At 39.6% G+C, this 17,181-nt stretch carries 17 protein-coding genes and 2 tRNA genes; 7 read left to right on the top strand and 12 right to left on the bottom strand.

The window, feature by feature from the left end; genetic code table 11:
- Positions 1-1,232: ATP-binding protein (locus tag PHV30_06500; GenBank protein ID MDD5456666.1), on the top strand; the 1,232-nt coding region annotated here is incomplete at its 5' end.
- Here PHV30_06500 and PHV30_06495 read toward each other — a convergent pair.
- From PHV30_06495 to PHV30_06485, 3 genes are all read right to left on the bottom strand, one after another.
- Entirely contained in the window at positions 1,229-1,666 is a 438-nt protein-coding gene (locus PHV30_06495; GenBank protein MDD5456665.1) for a type II toxin-antitoxin system HicB family antitoxin, read from the bottom strand. The two genes, PHV30_06500 and PHV30_06495, sit on opposite strands and share 4 nt — an antisense overlap.
- A gap of 17 nt (positions 1,667-1,683) precedes the next feature.
- The gene (locus PHV30_06490; protein MDD5456664.1) at positions 1,684-1,860 is read right to left on the bottom strand and encodes a type II toxin-antitoxin system HicA family toxin; all 177 of its coding nucleotides are present in this window, start codon (positions 1,858-1,860) and stop codon (positions 1,684-1,686) included.
- Positions 1,861-2,217: 357 nt separating this feature from the next.
- Positions 2,218-3,123: a response regulator gene (locus tag PHV30_06485; GenBank protein ID MDD5456663.1), complete on the bottom strand. Its 906-nt coding sequence runs from the start codon at positions 3,121-3,123 to the stop codon at positions 2,218-2,220.
- A gap of 522 nt (positions 3,124-3,645) precedes the next feature.
- Between PHV30_06485 and PHV30_06480 the strand changes: the two genes are divergently transcribed.
- A complete protein-coding gene (locus PHV30_06480; GenBank protein MDD5456662.1) occupies positions 3,646-4,116 on the top strand; it encodes a chemotaxis protein CheX in 471 nt (156 codons plus the stop codon).
- On the opposite strand, the gene PHV30_06475 is transcribed toward PHV30_06480, so the two are convergent.
- On the bottom strand, positions 4,113-4,559 hold the full coding sequence (locus tag PHV30_06475) for a nucleoside deaminase (GenBank protein MDD5456661.1): 447 nt from the start codon (positions 4,557-4,559) through the stop codon (positions 4,113-4,115). The genes PHV30_06480 and PHV30_06475 overlap by 4 nt on opposite strands.
- A 1-nt stretch (position 4,560) precedes the next feature.
- Complete coding sequence (locus PHV30_06470; GenBank protein MDD5456660.1) at positions 4,561-6,132, bottom strand: NAD(P)H-hydrate dehydratase; 1,572 nt, start codon at positions 6,130-6,132, stop codon at positions 4,561-4,563.
- Between the two features lie 206 nt (positions 6,133-6,338).
- Here PHV30_06470 and PHV30_06465 point away from each other — a divergent pair.
- Both PHV30_06465 and PHV30_06460 read left to right on the top strand, forming a co-directional pair.
- A tRNA-Val gene (locus PHV30_06465) sits at positions 6,339-6,414 on the top strand.
- A gap of 15 nt (positions 6,415-6,429) precedes the next feature.
- Positions 6,430-6,504, top strand: a tRNA-Glu gene (locus tag PHV30_06460).
- A 345-nt stretch (positions 6,505-6,849) separates the two neighbouring features.
- Here PHV30_06460 and PHV30_06455 read toward each other — a convergent pair.
- The gene (locus PHV30_06455) at positions 6,850-7,434 is read right to left on the bottom strand and encodes a hypothetical protein (protein MDD5456659.1); all 585 of its coding nucleotides are present in this window, start codon (positions 7,432-7,434) and stop codon (positions 6,850-6,852) included.
- Positions 7,431-7,952, bottom strand: a complete 522-nt coding sequence (locus PHV30_06450; GenBank protein MDD5456658.1) for a hypothetical protein — start codon at positions 7,950-7,952, stop codon at positions 7,431-7,433. Before PHV30_06450 ends, PHV30_06455 begins: the two co-directional genes overlap by 4 nt.
- A 95-nt stretch (positions 7,953-8,047) precedes the next feature.
- Here PHV30_06450 and PHV30_06445 point away from each other — a divergent pair, with 95 nt between their 5' ends.
- Both PHV30_06445 and PHV30_06440 read left to right on the top strand, forming a co-directional pair.
- The gene (locus PHV30_06445) at positions 8,048-9,649 is read left to right on the top strand and encodes a peptide chain release factor 3 (GenBank protein MDD5456657.1); all 1,602 of its coding nucleotides are present in this window, start codon (positions 8,048-8,050) and stop codon (positions 9,647-9,649) included.
- Positions 9,627-10,433: a polysaccharide deacetylase family protein gene (locus PHV30_06440; protein MDD5456656.1), complete on the top strand. Its 807-nt coding sequence runs from the start codon at positions 9,627-9,629 to the stop codon at positions 10,431-10,433. The genes PHV30_06445 and PHV30_06440 overlap by 23 nt, the downstream gene beginning before the upstream one ends.
- Before the next feature lie 10 nt (positions 10,434-10,443).
- On the opposite strand, the gene PHV30_06435 is transcribed toward PHV30_06440, so the two are convergent.
- Genes PHV30_06435 through PHV30_06415 form a run of 5 tightly spaced genes read right to left on the bottom strand, consistent with a single transcriptional unit; the run spans position 10,444 to position 14,940 of the window.
- Positions 10,444-11,163 carry an ABC transporter ATP-binding protein gene (locus PHV30_06435; GenBank protein ID MDD5456655.1) on the bottom strand — a complete coding sequence of 240 codons (720 nt, stop codon included), beginning with the start codon at positions 11,161-11,163 and terminating at the stop codon, positions 10,444-10,446.
- A complete protein-coding gene (locus PHV30_06430) occupies positions 11,156-11,926 on the bottom strand; it encodes an ABC transporter ATP-binding protein (GenBank protein ID MDD5456654.1) in 771 nt (256 codons plus the stop codon). The genes PHV30_06435 and PHV30_06430 overlap by 8 nt, the downstream gene beginning before the upstream one ends.
- Positions 11,926-12,795 (bottom strand): branched-chain amino acid ABC transporter permease, encoded by an 870-nt coding sequence (locus tag PHV30_06425; GenBank protein MDD5456653.1) that lies wholly within the window; start codon positions 12,793-12,795, stop codon positions 11,926-11,928. The genes PHV30_06430 and PHV30_06425 overlap by 1 nt, the downstream gene beginning before the upstream one ends.
- Positions 12,796-13,734 carry a branched-chain amino acid ABC transporter permease gene (locus tag PHV30_06420; GenBank protein MDD5456652.1) on the bottom strand — a complete coding sequence of 313 codons (939 nt, stop codon included), beginning with the start codon at positions 13,732-13,734 and terminating at the stop codon, positions 12,796-12,798. It lies immediately after the preceding gene.
- A gap of 15 nt (positions 13,735-13,749) precedes the next feature.
- On the bottom strand, positions 13,750-14,940 hold the full coding sequence (locus PHV30_06415) for an ABC transporter substrate-binding protein (protein MDD5456651.1): 1,191 nt from the start codon (positions 14,938-14,940) through the stop codon (positions 13,750-13,752).
- A gap of 555 nt (positions 14,941-15,495) precedes the next feature.
- On the opposite strand from PHV30_06415, the gene ettA reads away from it, so the two are divergent.
- Complete coding sequence (gene ettA / locus PHV30_06410; protein ID MDD5456650.1) at positions 15,496-17,178, top strand: energy-dependent translational throttle protein EttA; 1,683 nt, start codon at positions 15,496-15,498, stop codon at positions 17,176-17,178.
- Positions 17,179-17,181 lie beyond the last annotated feature (3 nt).

The raw sequence follows: 17,181 nt of genomic DNA, 5'->3' as shown, positions 1-17,181 counted from the left end.
AAAAATGGGTCTCCGATTGGTACGATAAAGAAGCTACCTACGAAAAAATCGCCCAGATTTTATCTCCTTTATATGAAAGGGATCGGATCATCATAGGTGTGGCCGAAGGTATTCAGGATGTTATCAAGATTAAAAAAAGTATGGTTGGTATCGCCACTGTTGATAAATTGCAACAGATCGAGTCTTACACTTTGCTTACCAAAGACCAGGGCAAGACCGGCGATCTTTCTATTTCAGACCCGTTAATTTATTATTTAAACAACAACAAAGTTCCGGTAATTATCAGCAATATGCCGGCAGAGATCCGAGAACGCGTCCTGAAACTGGGCTTTGACAAAAAGGGCCTGTTAATTCCCCTGTATACACCCGAAGCTCTGGAAGGTTTTATTATCTATGATCAGCGCATTTCTCAGGCTGCTTATAACAAACATGATCTGGCCCTGTTCAAGACTCTGTCCGGTCTGGTCAAGGTGTTCCTGGACCGCATGCGTCCCTACGAGCGTATTAAGGCCGATTACGAGAAAACCGAGAAAAAACAGGTAGACGCTGAGCGTAACCTGGCCCGTTCCGAGCGTATTACCTCTATTTCCACTATTATCCGCGAATACAACCACGAAATCCGCCATCCGCTGGCCATTATCAAGGGTGAGACCCAGGAAATAATTGATGAAAATCTGGACCAGACCAAACAAAAGGAAAAACTGCAACTGTTAATCAAGCATGTTAACCGCATGGAAGATATCATCAATGCCACTTCCCGGCTATATACTCCCAGAGAGAAACAGTATGTGCCGCTAGATTTGTCGGCTGTGCTGGACGCGGCTTTTGCGGCTGTTGATTTTAAAGGTGTTCAGGTAATTAAAGAAAATATTTATCCGGGGCTTATGACCGTTGGTGATTTTGAGGACCTCAAAACAGTTTTTATAAATTTATTCAAAAACGCAGTGGAGGCTATGCCCGAAGGCGGCCGGCTGACCGTTACTTTTTCCAAGGCCGAGTATTATGGTGAGCCCTACATCCAGTTGGATATAGCCGATACCGGAGTTGGCATACCCAGCGAAAACTATGAGCGTATCTTTGAGCCGTTTTTCAGTACCAATGTTACCAAAGGCAGAGGCCTGGGACTATCCATCGTGCACCGCATCGTCAGGGAACATCTGGGCTATGTTAGCGTGGAAAGCCGGGTAGGGTTCGGTAGTACGTTTACAATAAAGCTGACACCTGCTGCCTAATTCTGGTTGGGCATTTTGAAATCAACCGTTAAGTTTTTATTATAGAATTTCGCGATCTTTTCCAAAGTTTTGATGGTCGGGTTACATTGGCAGGGGTTTTCCAGGCGTTTGTAACTCTGTTCGTTGATTCCTGTTTTTTTTGCTATCTCGGCCGTAGATAGCTTCCCCCTCATATGCCGCAGTATTATGGCTACTGCCAAGGGTGGTGCTAAATGTATCTGATAAATATTCCGGCCTTTTTTCCGTGAGGGGCTGGGGAAGTTTTTGTTTCGTTCACATTGCAATTGGGAACAACAATTCAATGCTTCTTCGGCGTTATGGATGGCTTCTTCCAATGTTTCTCCGTCTGTGAAGATATTGTCGAAGTCTACAAACGATACTCTGTAGCCGCCTTCTCTTTTGTCTCTAACGATCTTTGCCGGATAGCTCAGCATAAACAGTCCTTTCTATTTCATATCCCGGCCCGCTTTAATATTGCGTTGGCCGTCCCTTTTTTCAGGTCTCTGGACGCATGAATTGGAACAACCAGAATTTGATCATCTTTTTCTAGTACATGATGGCTTCCGTGGATCCTTACAGGTTTCCAGCCATGCTTTTCCAGAAGATTTTTCAGATCATTGCCATGCATTTTTATATTCTATTACATAAATACTGCCTGTCAATTTTTACTAATTGTTTTTAGAATTCGTTATTTGGATTTCATTTGAATTTTATGCTTTGTATTTATGTCATACTGCGCTTGACGAAGCCTGACTATTGCTTGCCTGGTCACCCTTCGTCCCGCCTACGCAAAAGCTTCCGTCTTCGCTGAAGCTTCGCCGAGACAAGTCGGTGCGGCAAGCAAGCTCAGGGTGACACCGTTTTAGATTTAGGGTTTTCTACTTACCCCTTATCACTTATCTCATACCCCTCGTTTCCCTTTTCACGCTTCACTTCTCACCCTTCACGCTTCACTTCTCACGCTTCACGCTTCACTTCTCACCATTCACGATTCACGATTCAACTCATGTATCTTCTCATAGGACTGCTTTCTGGTTTCTTCTATCATATAATGCATTTCCCCTGCGAATATTCTTTCCAGGGTTTCCAGAAAGTGTTTCTTGTCCAGCGGTTTTCTGATGTAATGGCACACATAACCGCTGTCCGTGCTGGTTGCTTCCAGCCATTTGTCCGCGTCCTCATAGGCGCTCAGCACAATGGCCGGCATAATAGTAGGGTAGTATTCTTTTTTTCTCAGTTCCTTCAAAAACTCCAGCCCGGTCATTTCCGGCATTTTTATATCCATGATTACGCACTTTATCCTGTTTCGGGCATAACCCATAAATCTTGAGTTTGCCTTGATCATAGCCAGCGCGTCTTTTCCGTTAAATGCCTTGACCACATTATATTTTTTAGTGTTTTCAATTATTGAGCACACATAATTGGACATATCGATTTCGTCTTCCACTACCATAATCGTTGGTAGTTTGCTTCTTTTTATTTTTTTAAACATAGGCTTATTTTTAAAAGAAAGCTTTTCATTAATTAAGTGATGCATTTTCATCGGGCTGTATATTACAGCCATAAATAAATATATAGGGTAGGCCGCTATTGATGACAAAATTCCCATTAATATAGACAACGGCAAAGGGGGCAGTTTCAGATCTTCATTCAATATATTTTCGTCAGCGTAAACCAGTTCCTTTAAGCTTTTTTCCCTGGAGTTCTTATGTATAGCCAGCTGCTTTTTGCTCCACTCAGGATACTTGGTGTGTTCCACATATTCTTTTTTGATGGTCAGAATTATATCTTCGAAAACCGCAACGGTTACTCCCACCCAGCTGGTGATGATTCCACACGGAACCGCAATCACAAAAATAACCGGCTGTATAATATAGTTTAGTATTTTCATTTGTCTCCCCCGAATTATATTAATATTATTAAACTCTGGATTCCCATTTCCATAGGAATGACAGCTATACAAATGTCTTTTATATTATATTCTGTTTATTCCCGGAATTTAAGCCCTTTAAACTATTTGTTGTACTGTCATTCCATTCCGCGATTACACTCATCGCAGTTGCGTCAAGGATATACCGTCATTTCGACCGGAGCAAAGCGTGGCCCTCCTTCGTTTTAAGGGGCTACGGTGGGGCAAGCAATCACTGTCACATTTGGTGGATTATTTACCAGCCATAGCATTGCGACGGCTGGCTACGTCGTTTAACTCCTCGTAATGACTAGGTCTTTTTAGATTTTGGAATTTAATGATCCCTTTTGGAATTTTGGATTTTTTCTGATCCTCCAACCCTCCAATCTTCCTTCTTCCCTCGTTTCACGATTCACTTTTCACCAATTTACAAACGACTATATTGTAAATTCTACTATAACAGTATATATTTAAAATAAACTTACAAAAGGGGAATACCGGCACATGAATGTAGATTTTATTAATCCGTTTATTATTGCTACAACCAATGTATTAAAAGAGATTATCCCTGATATCGAAATGACCAGAGGCACATTAGGCAAGCAGAAAAATCCCATTGTTACTCGCGGTTGCGCTTCTCTTATCGGTGTAACCGGTGATGTTGAGGGCAGAGTAGTGCTGGATATGGACCAGCAAACCGCGATAAATCTGGCTGGCGGTATGCTCAGTGAAAAATTGGACCATTTTGATAATCTGGTAAGTTCCACAATTAACGAGATAGCCAATATGATCTGTGGTGGCGCAATTTCTATCTTGATCAATGCAGGTAAAAACCTTGATATTTCTGCCCCGACCATGTTTACGGGTAGAAACCTGGAGATTTACGATTCTGCGAAGGTTGGAGAAGCGCTGGTTGTACCTATTGAGAGTAATTATGGGCAGATTATCATCAACGTGGCTATGATGCCTAATTAGATTCGTCTTTTTTCTTTAAAAAATTTTTTTAATAACCGCACAGATCTGTCATCGGGTAAGTATTCATATTGCGTATTTGTGGCTAGTATCTTGTCATGAATAATGGAATACTGGCTAATGATGCAGCCGGCTTTTTCATCCAGAGCTGAAAAGATTATTCTGCCGATTCGAGATTGAATAATTGCTCCTGTACACATCAGGCAGGGCTCCAGACTGCTGTAAAGAACACAGCCGTCCAGGCGCCAGTTATCCAGTTTTTTGCATGCCTTGAGGATTACGGATTGTTCGGCATGATAGATGGCGCATTTTTTTTTAAGGTATTGATTATGTCCCCTGGCAATAACCCGGTTATTTTTTACAAGAACTGCTCCAACCGGAACTTCACCCTTTTCGTATGCTTTAAGCGCTTCTTCATATGCTATATTCAGAAAGCTTTGCTGCAATTTATATTTTCCTGATAAATGAAAGTTGTGGAATTCGTCTTTTTTGCAGTTCATTAAAGGCATGAGGGATATGATCTATCAGATCCAGCGCTTGCATACATTCCGCCCCCAGGCAAGTTAGTGCCATTTCTCCGGCCAGTCCGTGCAGATAAACGGCCAGCTTCAACGCTTCGATAACCGGAAGTCGGTAAATGAGAGTGCTGATAATTCCGCCTAGAACGTCACCTGAACCGGCTTTGGCCATACCCGGATTGCCTGTCGGAGTATAGAATACCTGTTTTTGCGGTGTGGCAATCAGAGTGTTGGCGCTTTTTAATACTATATAGGCTCCTGTGCTTTGGGCCAGTCGCAGGGCGTATTTTTCCATATCCGGCTTGATATTTTCAGCTTTATTATTTAATAATTTTGCGGCTTCACCTAAATGAGGTGTAAGTATAGTAGGTTGTTTTCTTTCATGAATAAGGTGATGATAATTTTTTATATTCGCAAGGTTGTTTAAAGCATCAGCATCCAGTACAAGCGGCAGGTTAATTTTTAGTATTTTTTGAATAAGTATTTCCATGTCAAGGTTGGTACGTAAACCCGGCCCGCAAAGAATTGTGCAGAATTTTCCCTCTTCCATATGCTTGATAATGTCCGGTATGGATTTACTGCAAAACATTCCATTCTTATCTGCAATCGGGATTGACATATCTTCAACGAGGTGATGTTTAATGATGTTGTTTGTAGATTGAGGAATCATGCAGGAAACCAGTCCTGCTCCCGAGCTGGAGGCTGCTTTGCAGGCCAGCACCACAGCCCCCTCCATCCCGCTGCTACCGCCCACAATCAGCACATGACCATAATTATATTTGTGGCTGTCGTGTTTTCTTTCCGGTAAAGTTAATTCTTCCTCTTGTATAAGTTCACGCTTGATCGCGGTCGCGTACTTCTTGTCCAGAGAAATATCGACCAGATAAATCTCTCCACAGTTTTCTCTGGCCGGATATAGAATATGGCATAATTTAGGATAGCCGAATGTAACGGTTGTATCAGCTTTAATACAGGTTTTTTCCAATTGTCCGCTGTCAGCCTCAATTCCAGAAGGCAGATCAATACTTACAACCGGATGCCCCGAGCTATTTATAAATTCAATGAGTTTGGCTGACAGACCTTTAACAGGTGCTTTAAACCCGGTGCCGAACAGCGCATCGATTATGATGCAGTCTTTTTGCATTGATTTTTTTAAAGCGCTGTTATTTTTTTCATTAACAGATTTTATTTCACCGCCGCAATTCAAAAAAATATTCAGATTTTGCTTTGTTTCCGTAGACAGTTTGTTCCTTTCTCCGGCTAAATAAACTCTTACCTGTTTTCCCATGTTCAGTAAATATCTGGCTATAACCAGTCCGTCTCCACCGTTATTGCCTGTTCCGGCCATAATAATGAAGTCTGTGTTTCGTGGATATTTTTGTAAAATAATCTCAGCGCTGCTTCGTCCGGCGTTCTCCATAAGTACCAGAGAAGGTATTCCTGTTTTTGTAACGGTTTTCTTGTCAAGAAGCTGTATTTCCTGGGCTAGCAAAATATTCATGATTTGTATTATAACCCATTGATTGACAGAAGGAAAATAACCGTGTTATATTTCTCCTGCCATGGAAACCTATGGGCTTTGTAGTGCTGTAGTTGTAGCGAACAAAGCTGATTGATAAAAGGGTTTAACATATAGTCAGCGGGCAAGCCCGCTGAAGCGTCCGGACGAACGGAGCTTCAGCGAAGAGAGACCGCAGACGCGTAGGAGGGCGCTTAGCTCAGCTGGTAGAGCAACTGGTTTACACCCAGTAGGTCGGCAGTTCGATCCTGTCAGCGCCCACCATTTTTTTGTACATGCGGCCCCATCGTTTAGTGGTTAGGACACCAGGTTTTCAACCTGTAAGCGGGGGTTCAATTCCCCCTGGGGCTGCCAAATTTCACGAAGTGAAATTTGGCACAACAAATGCCGCGAAAAAACAAGATTATATCCACAATAAATAATTTAGAATAAGGGAATTGAACAGGCATGGAGCGCCGAGCAAGTGCGAGGAATAGCACGCAGGGAAGCGTGCGGAAGCGAGATGCCCGGCTCTGAGGAGCTGGCAGGAGGCCAGCGAAGGAAGAGTCAATTCCCCCTGGGGCTGCCAAATTTCACGAAGTGAAATTTTACACAACAAATGCCGAGAAAAAACAAGTGCAGACAGCACGATGTTTGAGCTTAGAGACATCCACAAAGACCAGCGAAAGCTGAGTCGAGTGAGGCAAGTGCGAGGAAAATTTACATAAACGGTATGAACGGCGGCGGAGGAGGATTTTCAGGAGGATTGCGCCGTGGAAATTGGGTTTTGTAATAGTTTAATATTTCATTGCCGATCCTTATATATTTGCTGTCATCCAGTTCTTCCCATATATCAAAGGCTTCATCAAGCCAGTCACCCCTGTAAGTCATATGCATTTTTTTAATGAATTCGTTTAAAAGACGTTTACCAAACTCTGTTTTTGTTCGGGAGAGAGTCATCAATACAGATACAATATCCTTTCTGGTAACCATAAGCTGGATCATTTCAATGTTTAATTTTTTGCAAACATTTTTTATATATTCTTCTGAAAGTTCTGTACTGCCGACATTGTCTATGGCTGAAGCAAAAAGTTTGGCATTGGTTTTTGGAGGTCTGTTGAATTTATCGGTTATATTAAACAGCGGAAGAAATCTATATCCAAACTTTAATTTATTAATTATGCTGGATTTTTGCCAAAATATAAGTAAAGTAACCAATTTGAAGAAATGTTTATCATGATATTTTAAAATATTAGAAAATTTTACCAAAACAGGAGAGGAAGTTGAAATTATTTTAGGTCTCATGTTTTTTCCGTTTCCAGTCGCACTATTATTGAATCCAGTTGTTCCCACAAGGCGTAAATTTCATTTCTGTCGATATCATTATGGGTAAGCTTCAGGCTGGCAGTAGAAAACTCAAATAACGCGATTCCCGCTGGAGATTTCATTCTGATTAGCAACATTAAAAGTGCGGCTATATCCTTAGTATTAAATAGCTTGTAATTTAGCAGATCAAAAATTTCTGTTTCGTATAAAAAATAGGCTTCTTGCGTCTTATTAAAGAATGTATCTATTTTTGCTGCCAGGATTTCTGCGTTTTTTTCAGGCAGGTTATCGAGCAAATAGCGGTTGCCTTCAATTAGTGAAGCATATTCCGTTCTTATCATCAATTTAGCCATGGTATTTTTAAGGTTATAAGTTATCAGGTTTACGGAAGCATTCAAGAAAAATAATGAATTGGTTTGGAAATATAAAAAAAATTTATCTGCTTTTTGAAAAGAGTTTTCTTTTTTATGGTTTTGCGCGATTAATTTATAGTTCATGTTTGTCATTTATGAGTTTAGCTACATAAATATCGTGTAGTTTGTGTGGTTGTTTCAAAAATTTGGGGAAATTTATGATATAATACCTGCTCGTTATGACTAAATTAGATGAGGAAATAAAAAAGCGCAGGACTTTTGCTATTATCAGCCATCCGGACGCGGGCAAGACTACAATAACAGAAAAACTTCTTTTATTCGGAGGGGCAATCGTACAGGCCGGGGCTATAAAAGCAAAGAAAGCCGCCAAATATACCACATCAGACTGGATGGAACTGGAAAAGCAAAGAGGTGTTTCTGTTTCTACTTCAGTAATGTGCTTTGAATATAATGGTAGCATAATTAATCTTTTGGATACTCCCGGACACGCAGATTTTTCTGAGGACACATACAGGACATTAACAGCTGTTGATTCTGTGTTAATGGTCATAGATTCAACCAAAGGTGTTGAGGAACGTACAAAAAAACTTATGGACGTTTGCAGATTGCGTAACATACCTGTTATTACATTCATGAATAAATTGGACAGAGAGGGTATGAACCCTTTTGATTTACTTGAGGACATAGAGAAACAATTAAATATTCAACCTGTTCCTTTAAGCTGGCCTGTAAGTATGGGTAAAACCTTCAAGGGAGTCTACAATATAACTGATCAGACATTATTGTCGTTTAAACCCGGACAGTCCAGATATGACAAGGACGCTGTAACAAAAGTTACAGAACAAAAATTGCTGAATGAATTGATAGGAGATGACTTGGCAGTCAAACTTAACGAAGACCTGGAAATGATCAAACATCTACTTCCGGGGTTTGATGTCCAGTTATTTCTCGAGGGAATGATTACTCCTGTTTTTTTTGGAAGTGCCATAAATAATTTTGGTGTTTTGGAGCTTCTTCAAAATATTATTAAATTGAGTCCGTATCCGAGAGATATGAATACCGAGCAAAGAACAGTCCATCCCGATGACGAAAAAATGACCGGCCTTGTTTTTAAAATTCATGCCAACATGGACCCTAAACATCGCGATCGGATTGCTTTCATGCGTATATGTTCAGGAACGTTTAACAGAGGTATGAAAGTTTTCCATGTCCGTTTAGGTCGTGATATGAAAATTTCTAATCCAATGACTTTTATGGCCCAGAACCGGTCCATTACAGAAGAAGCATATCCGGGAGATATTGTTGGTCTTCATGATACCGGACTCATAAAGATCGGTGACACTTTCACTGAAGGTGAGATTCTCAATTTTACCGGTATACCCAGTTTTTCCCCGGAAGTTTTTCGCAGAGTAATTAATAAAAACCCTATGAAGTCTAAACAATTAAATACCGGCCTTATGCAGCTTTCAGAAGAAGGTGTTGTCCAGCTTTTCAAAACTGTATTAGACGGTCAACTCCTTTTGGGAGCTGTCGGAGAATTGCAATTTGATGTTGTACGTTTTCGTCTGGAAAATGAATACACTGCAATATGCGATTATTCTCCTGTAGAGATTTCTTTCGCTTACTGGATAAAGAGTTCGGATAAACAACAATTTGAAAAATTTCAATCCGAGAATAAGTCCAAATTGGCTTCAGACAAAGACGATAATCTGGTTTTTTTGTTTAAAGGCAAATGGGAGTTTGATCATATAAAAAAATTATATCAGTATATTGAATTTTACAGGACATCAGAATGTAATGTTCGCGATAAAGTTATATAAATATCCGATTAAAGTTTATCTGTTAACAATCTTGTTATTTATATGCCCGTTTTCTTTTACAAAAACAAACAATATTGAAATTTTACAGACATATATTCAATCCAGATATAAAGATAAAGTTCCCCTGCTTTGGGGAGAACATATACCGGGAATAAAAACAAAACTAGACACAAATCAAAAAGTTATTGCCTTAAGCCTTGATGCCTGTGGTTCTCCACATGATAATTATGATTCGGACTTAATTGATTACCTGATTAAAAATAAAATACCAGCTACTTTATTTATTAATTCACGCTGGATAACCAAATATAAAGAAATATTTTTAATGCTCGCCAATACAAGTTTATTTGAGATCGAAAACCATGGAACTTTTCATAAACCATGCTCGGTAGCCGGAAGAAGTGTTTATGGTATAAAAGGGACAGAAAGTCCTTCGGAAATTGTGTCAGAAATTGAGATAAATAGTGAAATGCTCTCTGAATATACCGGACATAATCCAAAATTCTATAGATCAGGCACAGCATATTATGATGATGTAGCTTTGGACATTGTCCATAGTTTGGGATATGAAGCGATAGGTTTTAGTATATTAGGAGATGCCGGATCTACTTATTCAAAAGAGCAAGTTAAAGAGGCTTTAGTGAAAGCTTCTGCAGGTGACATTGTCATTCTTCATATGAACCATAAAGAAAGTGAAACAGCAGAGGGAGTAATGGAAGCTATACCTGTACTTCTTAAAAATGGTTATAAATTTGTTAAACTGGAAGACTTTTTACTCAGATAAAGATATTTATTCAGCCCCCGAGATATGCCGTTTTAATTTGTGGACTTTCAAGTAGGGTAGAACATTTCCCTTCAAGTGTTATTTGTCCGTTTTCTAATATATAACCCCTGTCAGATATTATTAATGCCATTTTCGCGTTTTGTTCGATTAGAATAATTGATGTCTTGTTTATATCCCTGATTTCATTTATTTTGTCAAAAATATTTTTGGACATTAATGGAGCGAGTCCAAGGCTCGGCTCATCTAGCAATAATATTTTTGGACTGTTCATAAGTGCTCTTCCTATGGCCAGCATTTGTTGCTCGCCACCGGATAAATAGCCTGCTTTTTGTTTTCTACGATCATAAAGAACTGGAAATAACTCATAATTCCTGTCCAGTAAAGTTTTGATATTTTTCTTATTTTTTATCAGGAAAGCACCCATTTCCAGATTTTCCTGTATAGTCATCTCACTGAATATCTGTCTGCCCTCAGGTACCAGACATATGCCCAGTTCTACAATTTTATGTGTGGACAATTTGGTAATGTCCATATTTGTATTATAAGTTATATGGCCGTATACTGGTGGTATTATGCCCATGATAGCTTTTAATAATGTGGATTTGCCGGCACCGTTACTACCAATTAAACATATTATTTCGCTGCTGTTAATATGCATGGAAATATTTTCCAGAATTTTAGTTTGGCCATAATTAACCGTCATGTTGTCTATTCGCAATTTATCAGTCATTTTCTTTCCCTAAATATGCTTCTATAACCTGTATATTTTTTTGAATTTCACGTGGAGTACCTTCAGCAATTTTTTGACCGTAATTTAGAACGACAATATTATTACATATGCCCATGATCAGTTTCATGTCATGCTCTATAATTACTATTGTTACATCAAGTTTTTGTAACTTAATAATAATAGACATAAGGTGTTCTGTCTCTGTATGGTTTAAACCGGCAGCCGGTTCGTCCAAAAATAAAATATATGGTTCGGTTGCCATAGCTCTGGCTATTTCCAGTTCTTTTTGTTTACCATACGGTAAATCTTTAGCCTTATAACCTTTGAAGTCAGATAAATTGAAATAGTCTAACCAGTACTCTGATTTTTGCTGGATGTCTTTTTCCTCATTTTTTATACCGGACATTAAGAATAATTTATTTATTGGACCGGGAAGATGTGTGCCTTTAAAATGTCTCCCTATTTTTACATTATCCAAAACTGACATATCCTTAAATAGTCGTATATTTTGAAATGTTCGGGCTATCCCCAGCCTTGTTATCTTATGAGGTTTTTTACGGGTAATGTCCTGTCCTTTAAAAAATATAAAACCTTCTGTTGGGTCATCGAAACCACTGATTATATTAAACAATGTGGTCTTGCCGGCTCCATTCGGTCCTATTACCCCCGTAATTTTATTTTTTTCTATATTTATGTCCAAATCTGATATGGCTATAACGCCACCAAATTCTTTTCTTAAGTTTTTTGTATATAATATGGACATTATTTTTCTTTTAGTAAACCTTGTGGTCTGTATATCATTGTTAAAACCAAAATTAATCCGAACAGAATCTGATTAAATTGCGCAGGAATAAGATAAGAAAATCCTAGCAATCTTGGAATTTCTGATGTTATGACAATAATTAATGTACCTAATATTGCCCCTTTATATTGTCCAAGCCCTCCTAATACAACCATGCATAAAATCATTATCGATAGCATAAAATCAAATGTTTGAGGAGTAACAGACTGGTTGTAAACTGCCCATAAGTTCCCGGCTATACCGGCAATAATTGCACCCAGGGTGAAAGCTGTGACTTTATATATAGATGTATTTAACCCCATAGCCCTTGCGGCTGTTTCATCTTCTCTGATAGCTTCCATGGCTCTGCCAAATCTAGATTTGGCCAAACCTGTGAGTAAAGCCATAATTATTAATACAAGAATCCAGATCAGTAATACAAAAAACAATTTGTTTGTTGAAGAAAACCAGGAGGAAAATATTTGTAAAACCGGAATATTATTTATACCCATCGGACCTCTGGTTAAGGAATCCCAATTCAGAATAATATTTTTTATAATTTCTCCAAATCCTAATGTAGCTATGGCCAGATAATCTCCTCTGAGCCTTAAAGTGGGGATGCCTATCAGGAGCCCTAAAAAACCGGCCATGAACATTGATAGAATTAAGGCCACAAGATAGCTATGTCCAAATTTTGTCATAACAATAGCGGTTGTATACGCTCCTATAGCAAAAAATGCTGCATGGCACAGGGACAGGAGTCCGGTTTTACCTGTAACCAGATTTAATCCCAGGGAAAGCAGTGAATATATACCGGTATATATCAGAATTAACAGAATAAAATCAATCATTTATATTTTCTCTCTTGTAATTTTTCCCAATAAACCCTGGGGCTTAAATAATAAAATAATTATGAGCAATGAAAAAGCGATGCTGTCCTTAAGCCCATAAGGTATTCCTAAAATCACAACTCCGAAGGTTTCCAGCAGCCCCAGAATAATACCACCGAACATTGCTCCATAAATATTTCCTATACCGCCGGTTACAGCAGCAATAAAGGCTTTTAACCCTATTAATGTTCCCATGGTCGGATAAACAGTATATTCCATCGAAATCAGTATTCCGGCTATAGCGGCCAGAGCTGATCCGATAACAAAGGTAATACTGATAATATAATCAACATTAATCCCCATTAAAGCTGCGCTTGTCGGATTTTCACTTGTAGCCCGCATAGCTTTGCCCAACCTGCTGTATTTAATAAATATATGCAAACCGGTCATAATTATGAGTGCTGTAAAAATAATGAGCAACTGATTGGGTGTAATAGTCGTTCCTGCGATGTTAAGCGGATCATTCTTGAATGGATAATCAAACTTTCTGGATTTGGTCCCGAAAAATAATGCGGCACTGTTCATAAGAATTATGGACACACCGATTGCGCTTAACAACGGGGCAAGTCTGGGAGCCTTTCTTAATGGCTTGTATGCCAGCTTTTCCACAATAACACCTAATACAGAACTTGTTATCATGGCTCCAATCATAGCTAAAAGGAATATAACTATTGTTAAAAATCCCTGCTCAGGTGGTCTATAGGCGTTATAAATAAAGAGTCCGGCATATGTTCCCATCATCAGAATATCACCGTGAGCGAAGTTGATGAATTTCAGGATCCCATACACCAGAGTATAACCAAGAGCTATCAGCGCATAAATGCTGCCTATGGACAGACCGTTAACGAAATGCTGCAGCAATTCAGTGACCTGTATATGAAAAAGAAAACCGTTATCCATTATTAAATAACTTTACTATTGCACTTGAATCAATTTTCCATTTTCGGTCTTAAAAATACCTACTTGTTTATATTGTTTGTTGTTCACAGTAAATATTCCAACATTTTTCAGAGCGTCACCGTTGGACAGAAAGGTAATGGTTCCGGAAACACCCGGATAGTTAGCAGTTTTGGCTACATAATCCCTGATTTTTTCCCGGTTAAGCATCAGTGTTCTTTTTTCTTTTGCAGAGGACTCAGCGTAAACTTTTTCCAGAGCGTTTATAATTATTTTGGCTGCGTCATAAGAATCAAGGCTGAAAGCGTCGGGCTTTTGTCCGTAAGTTTTTTCATAAACATTTTCAAAATCGGTCCTTATATTATTTGTTATTGAACTTTCATCCGGAGAATTGGAGAAAACTACACCATTTGTCAGGTTTCCGGCCAGATCAAAAATTTCAGGATTGGAAAAACCGTCAGCGCTCAATACATTTACGCTTAGCCCGAGTTGTTTGGACTGTTCCAGTATTTGGGCAATCTCTGCTATATAGTCAGGCAAAAATAAAGCGTCAGGCTGTTTCCCTCTGATTTTTGTTAGTTGAGTTTTAAAATTTTTATCTCCCTGCATAGCGGACTCAATGGCCACAACTTTTCCTCCATCAGCTTCAAACTGTCTTAAAAAGTCTTCTGCCAGTCCCTGGCTATAGTCGTTTTTCAGGTGTAATATGGCAACGTTTTTCAAGCCCATTACTTCATAGGCGTATTTGGCAAAAATCATCGCCTGCAAACGGTCACTGAGCACATCCCGGAATATAAAGTTTCCCATTTGTGTGAGATCTTTGTGAGTTGAGGAGGGTGATATCATCACAATTTTGTTAGCCTGGGCTTTCGGTGCTATAGCCAGAGAACAACTGCTGAAAACCGCACCGACCAGACCATATATTTTATCAATACCTGCCAGTTTTTCTATAGCAGCGTTTGCTTTTTCCACTTTGCCTTCATCGTCTTCGGCAATAAGTTCTACAGGCACTTTGCCGCCAATACCACCTGTGGAATTTTTTTCAACGACCGCGATTTTTATTGCCTGTGTCATCATCTTTCCGTAATTTGCCGAATCTCCTGTTAATGGCCCGCAAAAACCTATTTTTAAAGTTTGTCGTGATCGTCCGCTGCATCCGGCTATAATCAACAGACTTGATAAAATTAATACAATAGTGATTTTTTTCATACAAACCTCCTGCATGCTGTTTTGTGTGCAAGTCCGCTATCAGGAACTGACGAAACAGGCATTTTCGTCATTCCGACTGTAATGGAGGAATCTGAAAATGCCATTTTTATTGGACTTGAGATTTCTCCACTCGCTTAGCTTCGGTCGAAATGACACTCCGCACAAACAAAGCATAACTTTAACTAAAATTATACAATATTTACGAGCACCGGCATATGCCATTTCAGAGTTATTATTTTTCAGTTTTTTTAAGTAAAATAAAAGACGCAATACGCAGGTGACCTTCAAACAGTATTTTCCATGCTCAACTCGCAGCTCAAAACTTTCCAAATCTTTGGGGAATTGTTCAATATTATACAAATTTTGTGCCAGAGTTGAAAATATTAATTGAAATTCATATGAATTGCTCAACCATAAAATATATCGGAAATAATTGTTTGTAATTTCGGTTTTCTCAATTATAATTTACATACTGTAGTTAACATTCAGCGCTCCGAGCACTCAGCCCTTAGCTCTGAGCATTACTTACATCAGTTAGACGAGAGGAGAAACAATATGGCCGAAGAAGCAAATAAAGTGATCTACTCCATGATAGGGGTCAGTAAATTTTATGACAAGAAACCTGTTCTGAAAAATATTTATCTTTCCTATTTCTACGGGGCAAAAATAGGAGTGCTGGGTTTAAACGGATCAGGTAAAAGTTCTCTCTTAAAAATTCTTGCCGGTGTTGATCTGAATTTTGAAGGTAAAACCACGATTTCCCCCGGTTTTACAGTAGGTTATCTGGAACAGGAACCTCAGCTCGATGACACCAAAACAGTTAAGGAAATCGTCAGCGAAGGCATGCAGGAACTGGTAAATTTGATGGATGAATATAATCAGATTAACGAAAAGTTCGGTGAAACTTTATCCGATGCTGAAATGGATAAGCTGCTGGCCAGGCAGGGTGAAGTTCAGGAAAAACTTGACGCGCTTGACGCCTGGGACATCGATTCCAAGCTGGAAATGGCTATGGATGCCTTGCGCTGCCCGCCCGGAGATACATTGGTTAAAGTTATTTCCGGAGGTGAGAGGCGCAGGGTAGCTTTGTGCAGATTGTTGCTGAAAAAGCCTGATATTCTTCTTTTGGATGAACCTACCAACCATCTGGATGCGGAATCTGTGGCCTGGCTGGAACAGCATCTGCGGCGCTATGAAGGCACGGTTATTGCTGTAACTCACGATCGTTACTTTCTTGACAACGTTGCGGGCTGGATACTGGAGCTGGATAGAGGAGAGGGGATTCCCTGGAAGGGAAATTACTCCTCCTGGCTGGAGCAAAAACAGGCTCGTCTGAAGACCGAAGAAAAATCTGAAACAGAACGGCAAAAGACCCTGCAGCGTGAGCTGGAATGGGTGCGTATGGCGCCAAAGGCCCGGCAGGCCAAATCTAAGGCTCGAATCAGCGCCTACGAAAAACTTCTCAGCCAGGAAGCTGAAAAGCAAATGAAAGAGCTGGAAATTTATATTCCGCCCGGCCCCAGACTGGGTTCGACAGTAATTGAGTTCAATAAAGTTTGCAAAGCTTTTGGTGACAAGATTCTAGTAGAAGATATCACTTTTTCTCTTCCGGCCGGTGGCATAGTAGGGGTAATCGGTCCGAACGGCGCGGGAAAAACAACCATGTTCCGTATCATAACCGGGCAGGAAAAACCTGATGAAGGATCAATAAAAATAGGGGAGACTGTAAAACTGGGATATGTGGACCAGAGCCGTGATATTTTGGACCCCAATAAATCCGTATGGGAAATTATTTCAGAAGGCAGCGAAATCATCAACCTCGGTAAAAAAGAGATGAATTCCAGAACTTATGTGTCGCGTTTTAATTTTTCGGGTGCTGATCAGCAAAAAAAGATGAGCATGCTTTCCGGCGGAGAACGTAATCGTGTGCATCTGGCCAGAGTTCTTAAGGCAGGCACAAATGTATTGTTACTGGATGAACCTACTAATGATCTGGATGTTAATACAATCCGGGCGTTAGAAGACGCTCTGGAAAATTTTGCCGGTTGTGCGGTGGTTATCAGCCATGATCGCTGGTTTCTTGACCGTATTGCTACACATATCCTGGCCTTTGAAGGTGACAGTAAAGTTAGATTTTTTGAAGGAAATTTTACGGATTATGAAGATGATCGAAAAAAACGTTTAGGTACAGATGCCGACCAGCCGCATCGCATTAAATACAGGCATTTGACCAGATAACGT

Source organism: Candidatus Margulisiibacteriota bacterium (genome assembly GCA_028715625.1).
Classification (GTDB): domain Bacteria; phylum Margulisbacteria; class Riflemargulisbacteria; order GWF2-35-9; family GWF2-35-9; genus JAQURL01.
Note: the sequence above shows the minus strand (reverse complement) of the source record. Positions and strands in the feature narration are given on the sequence as shown.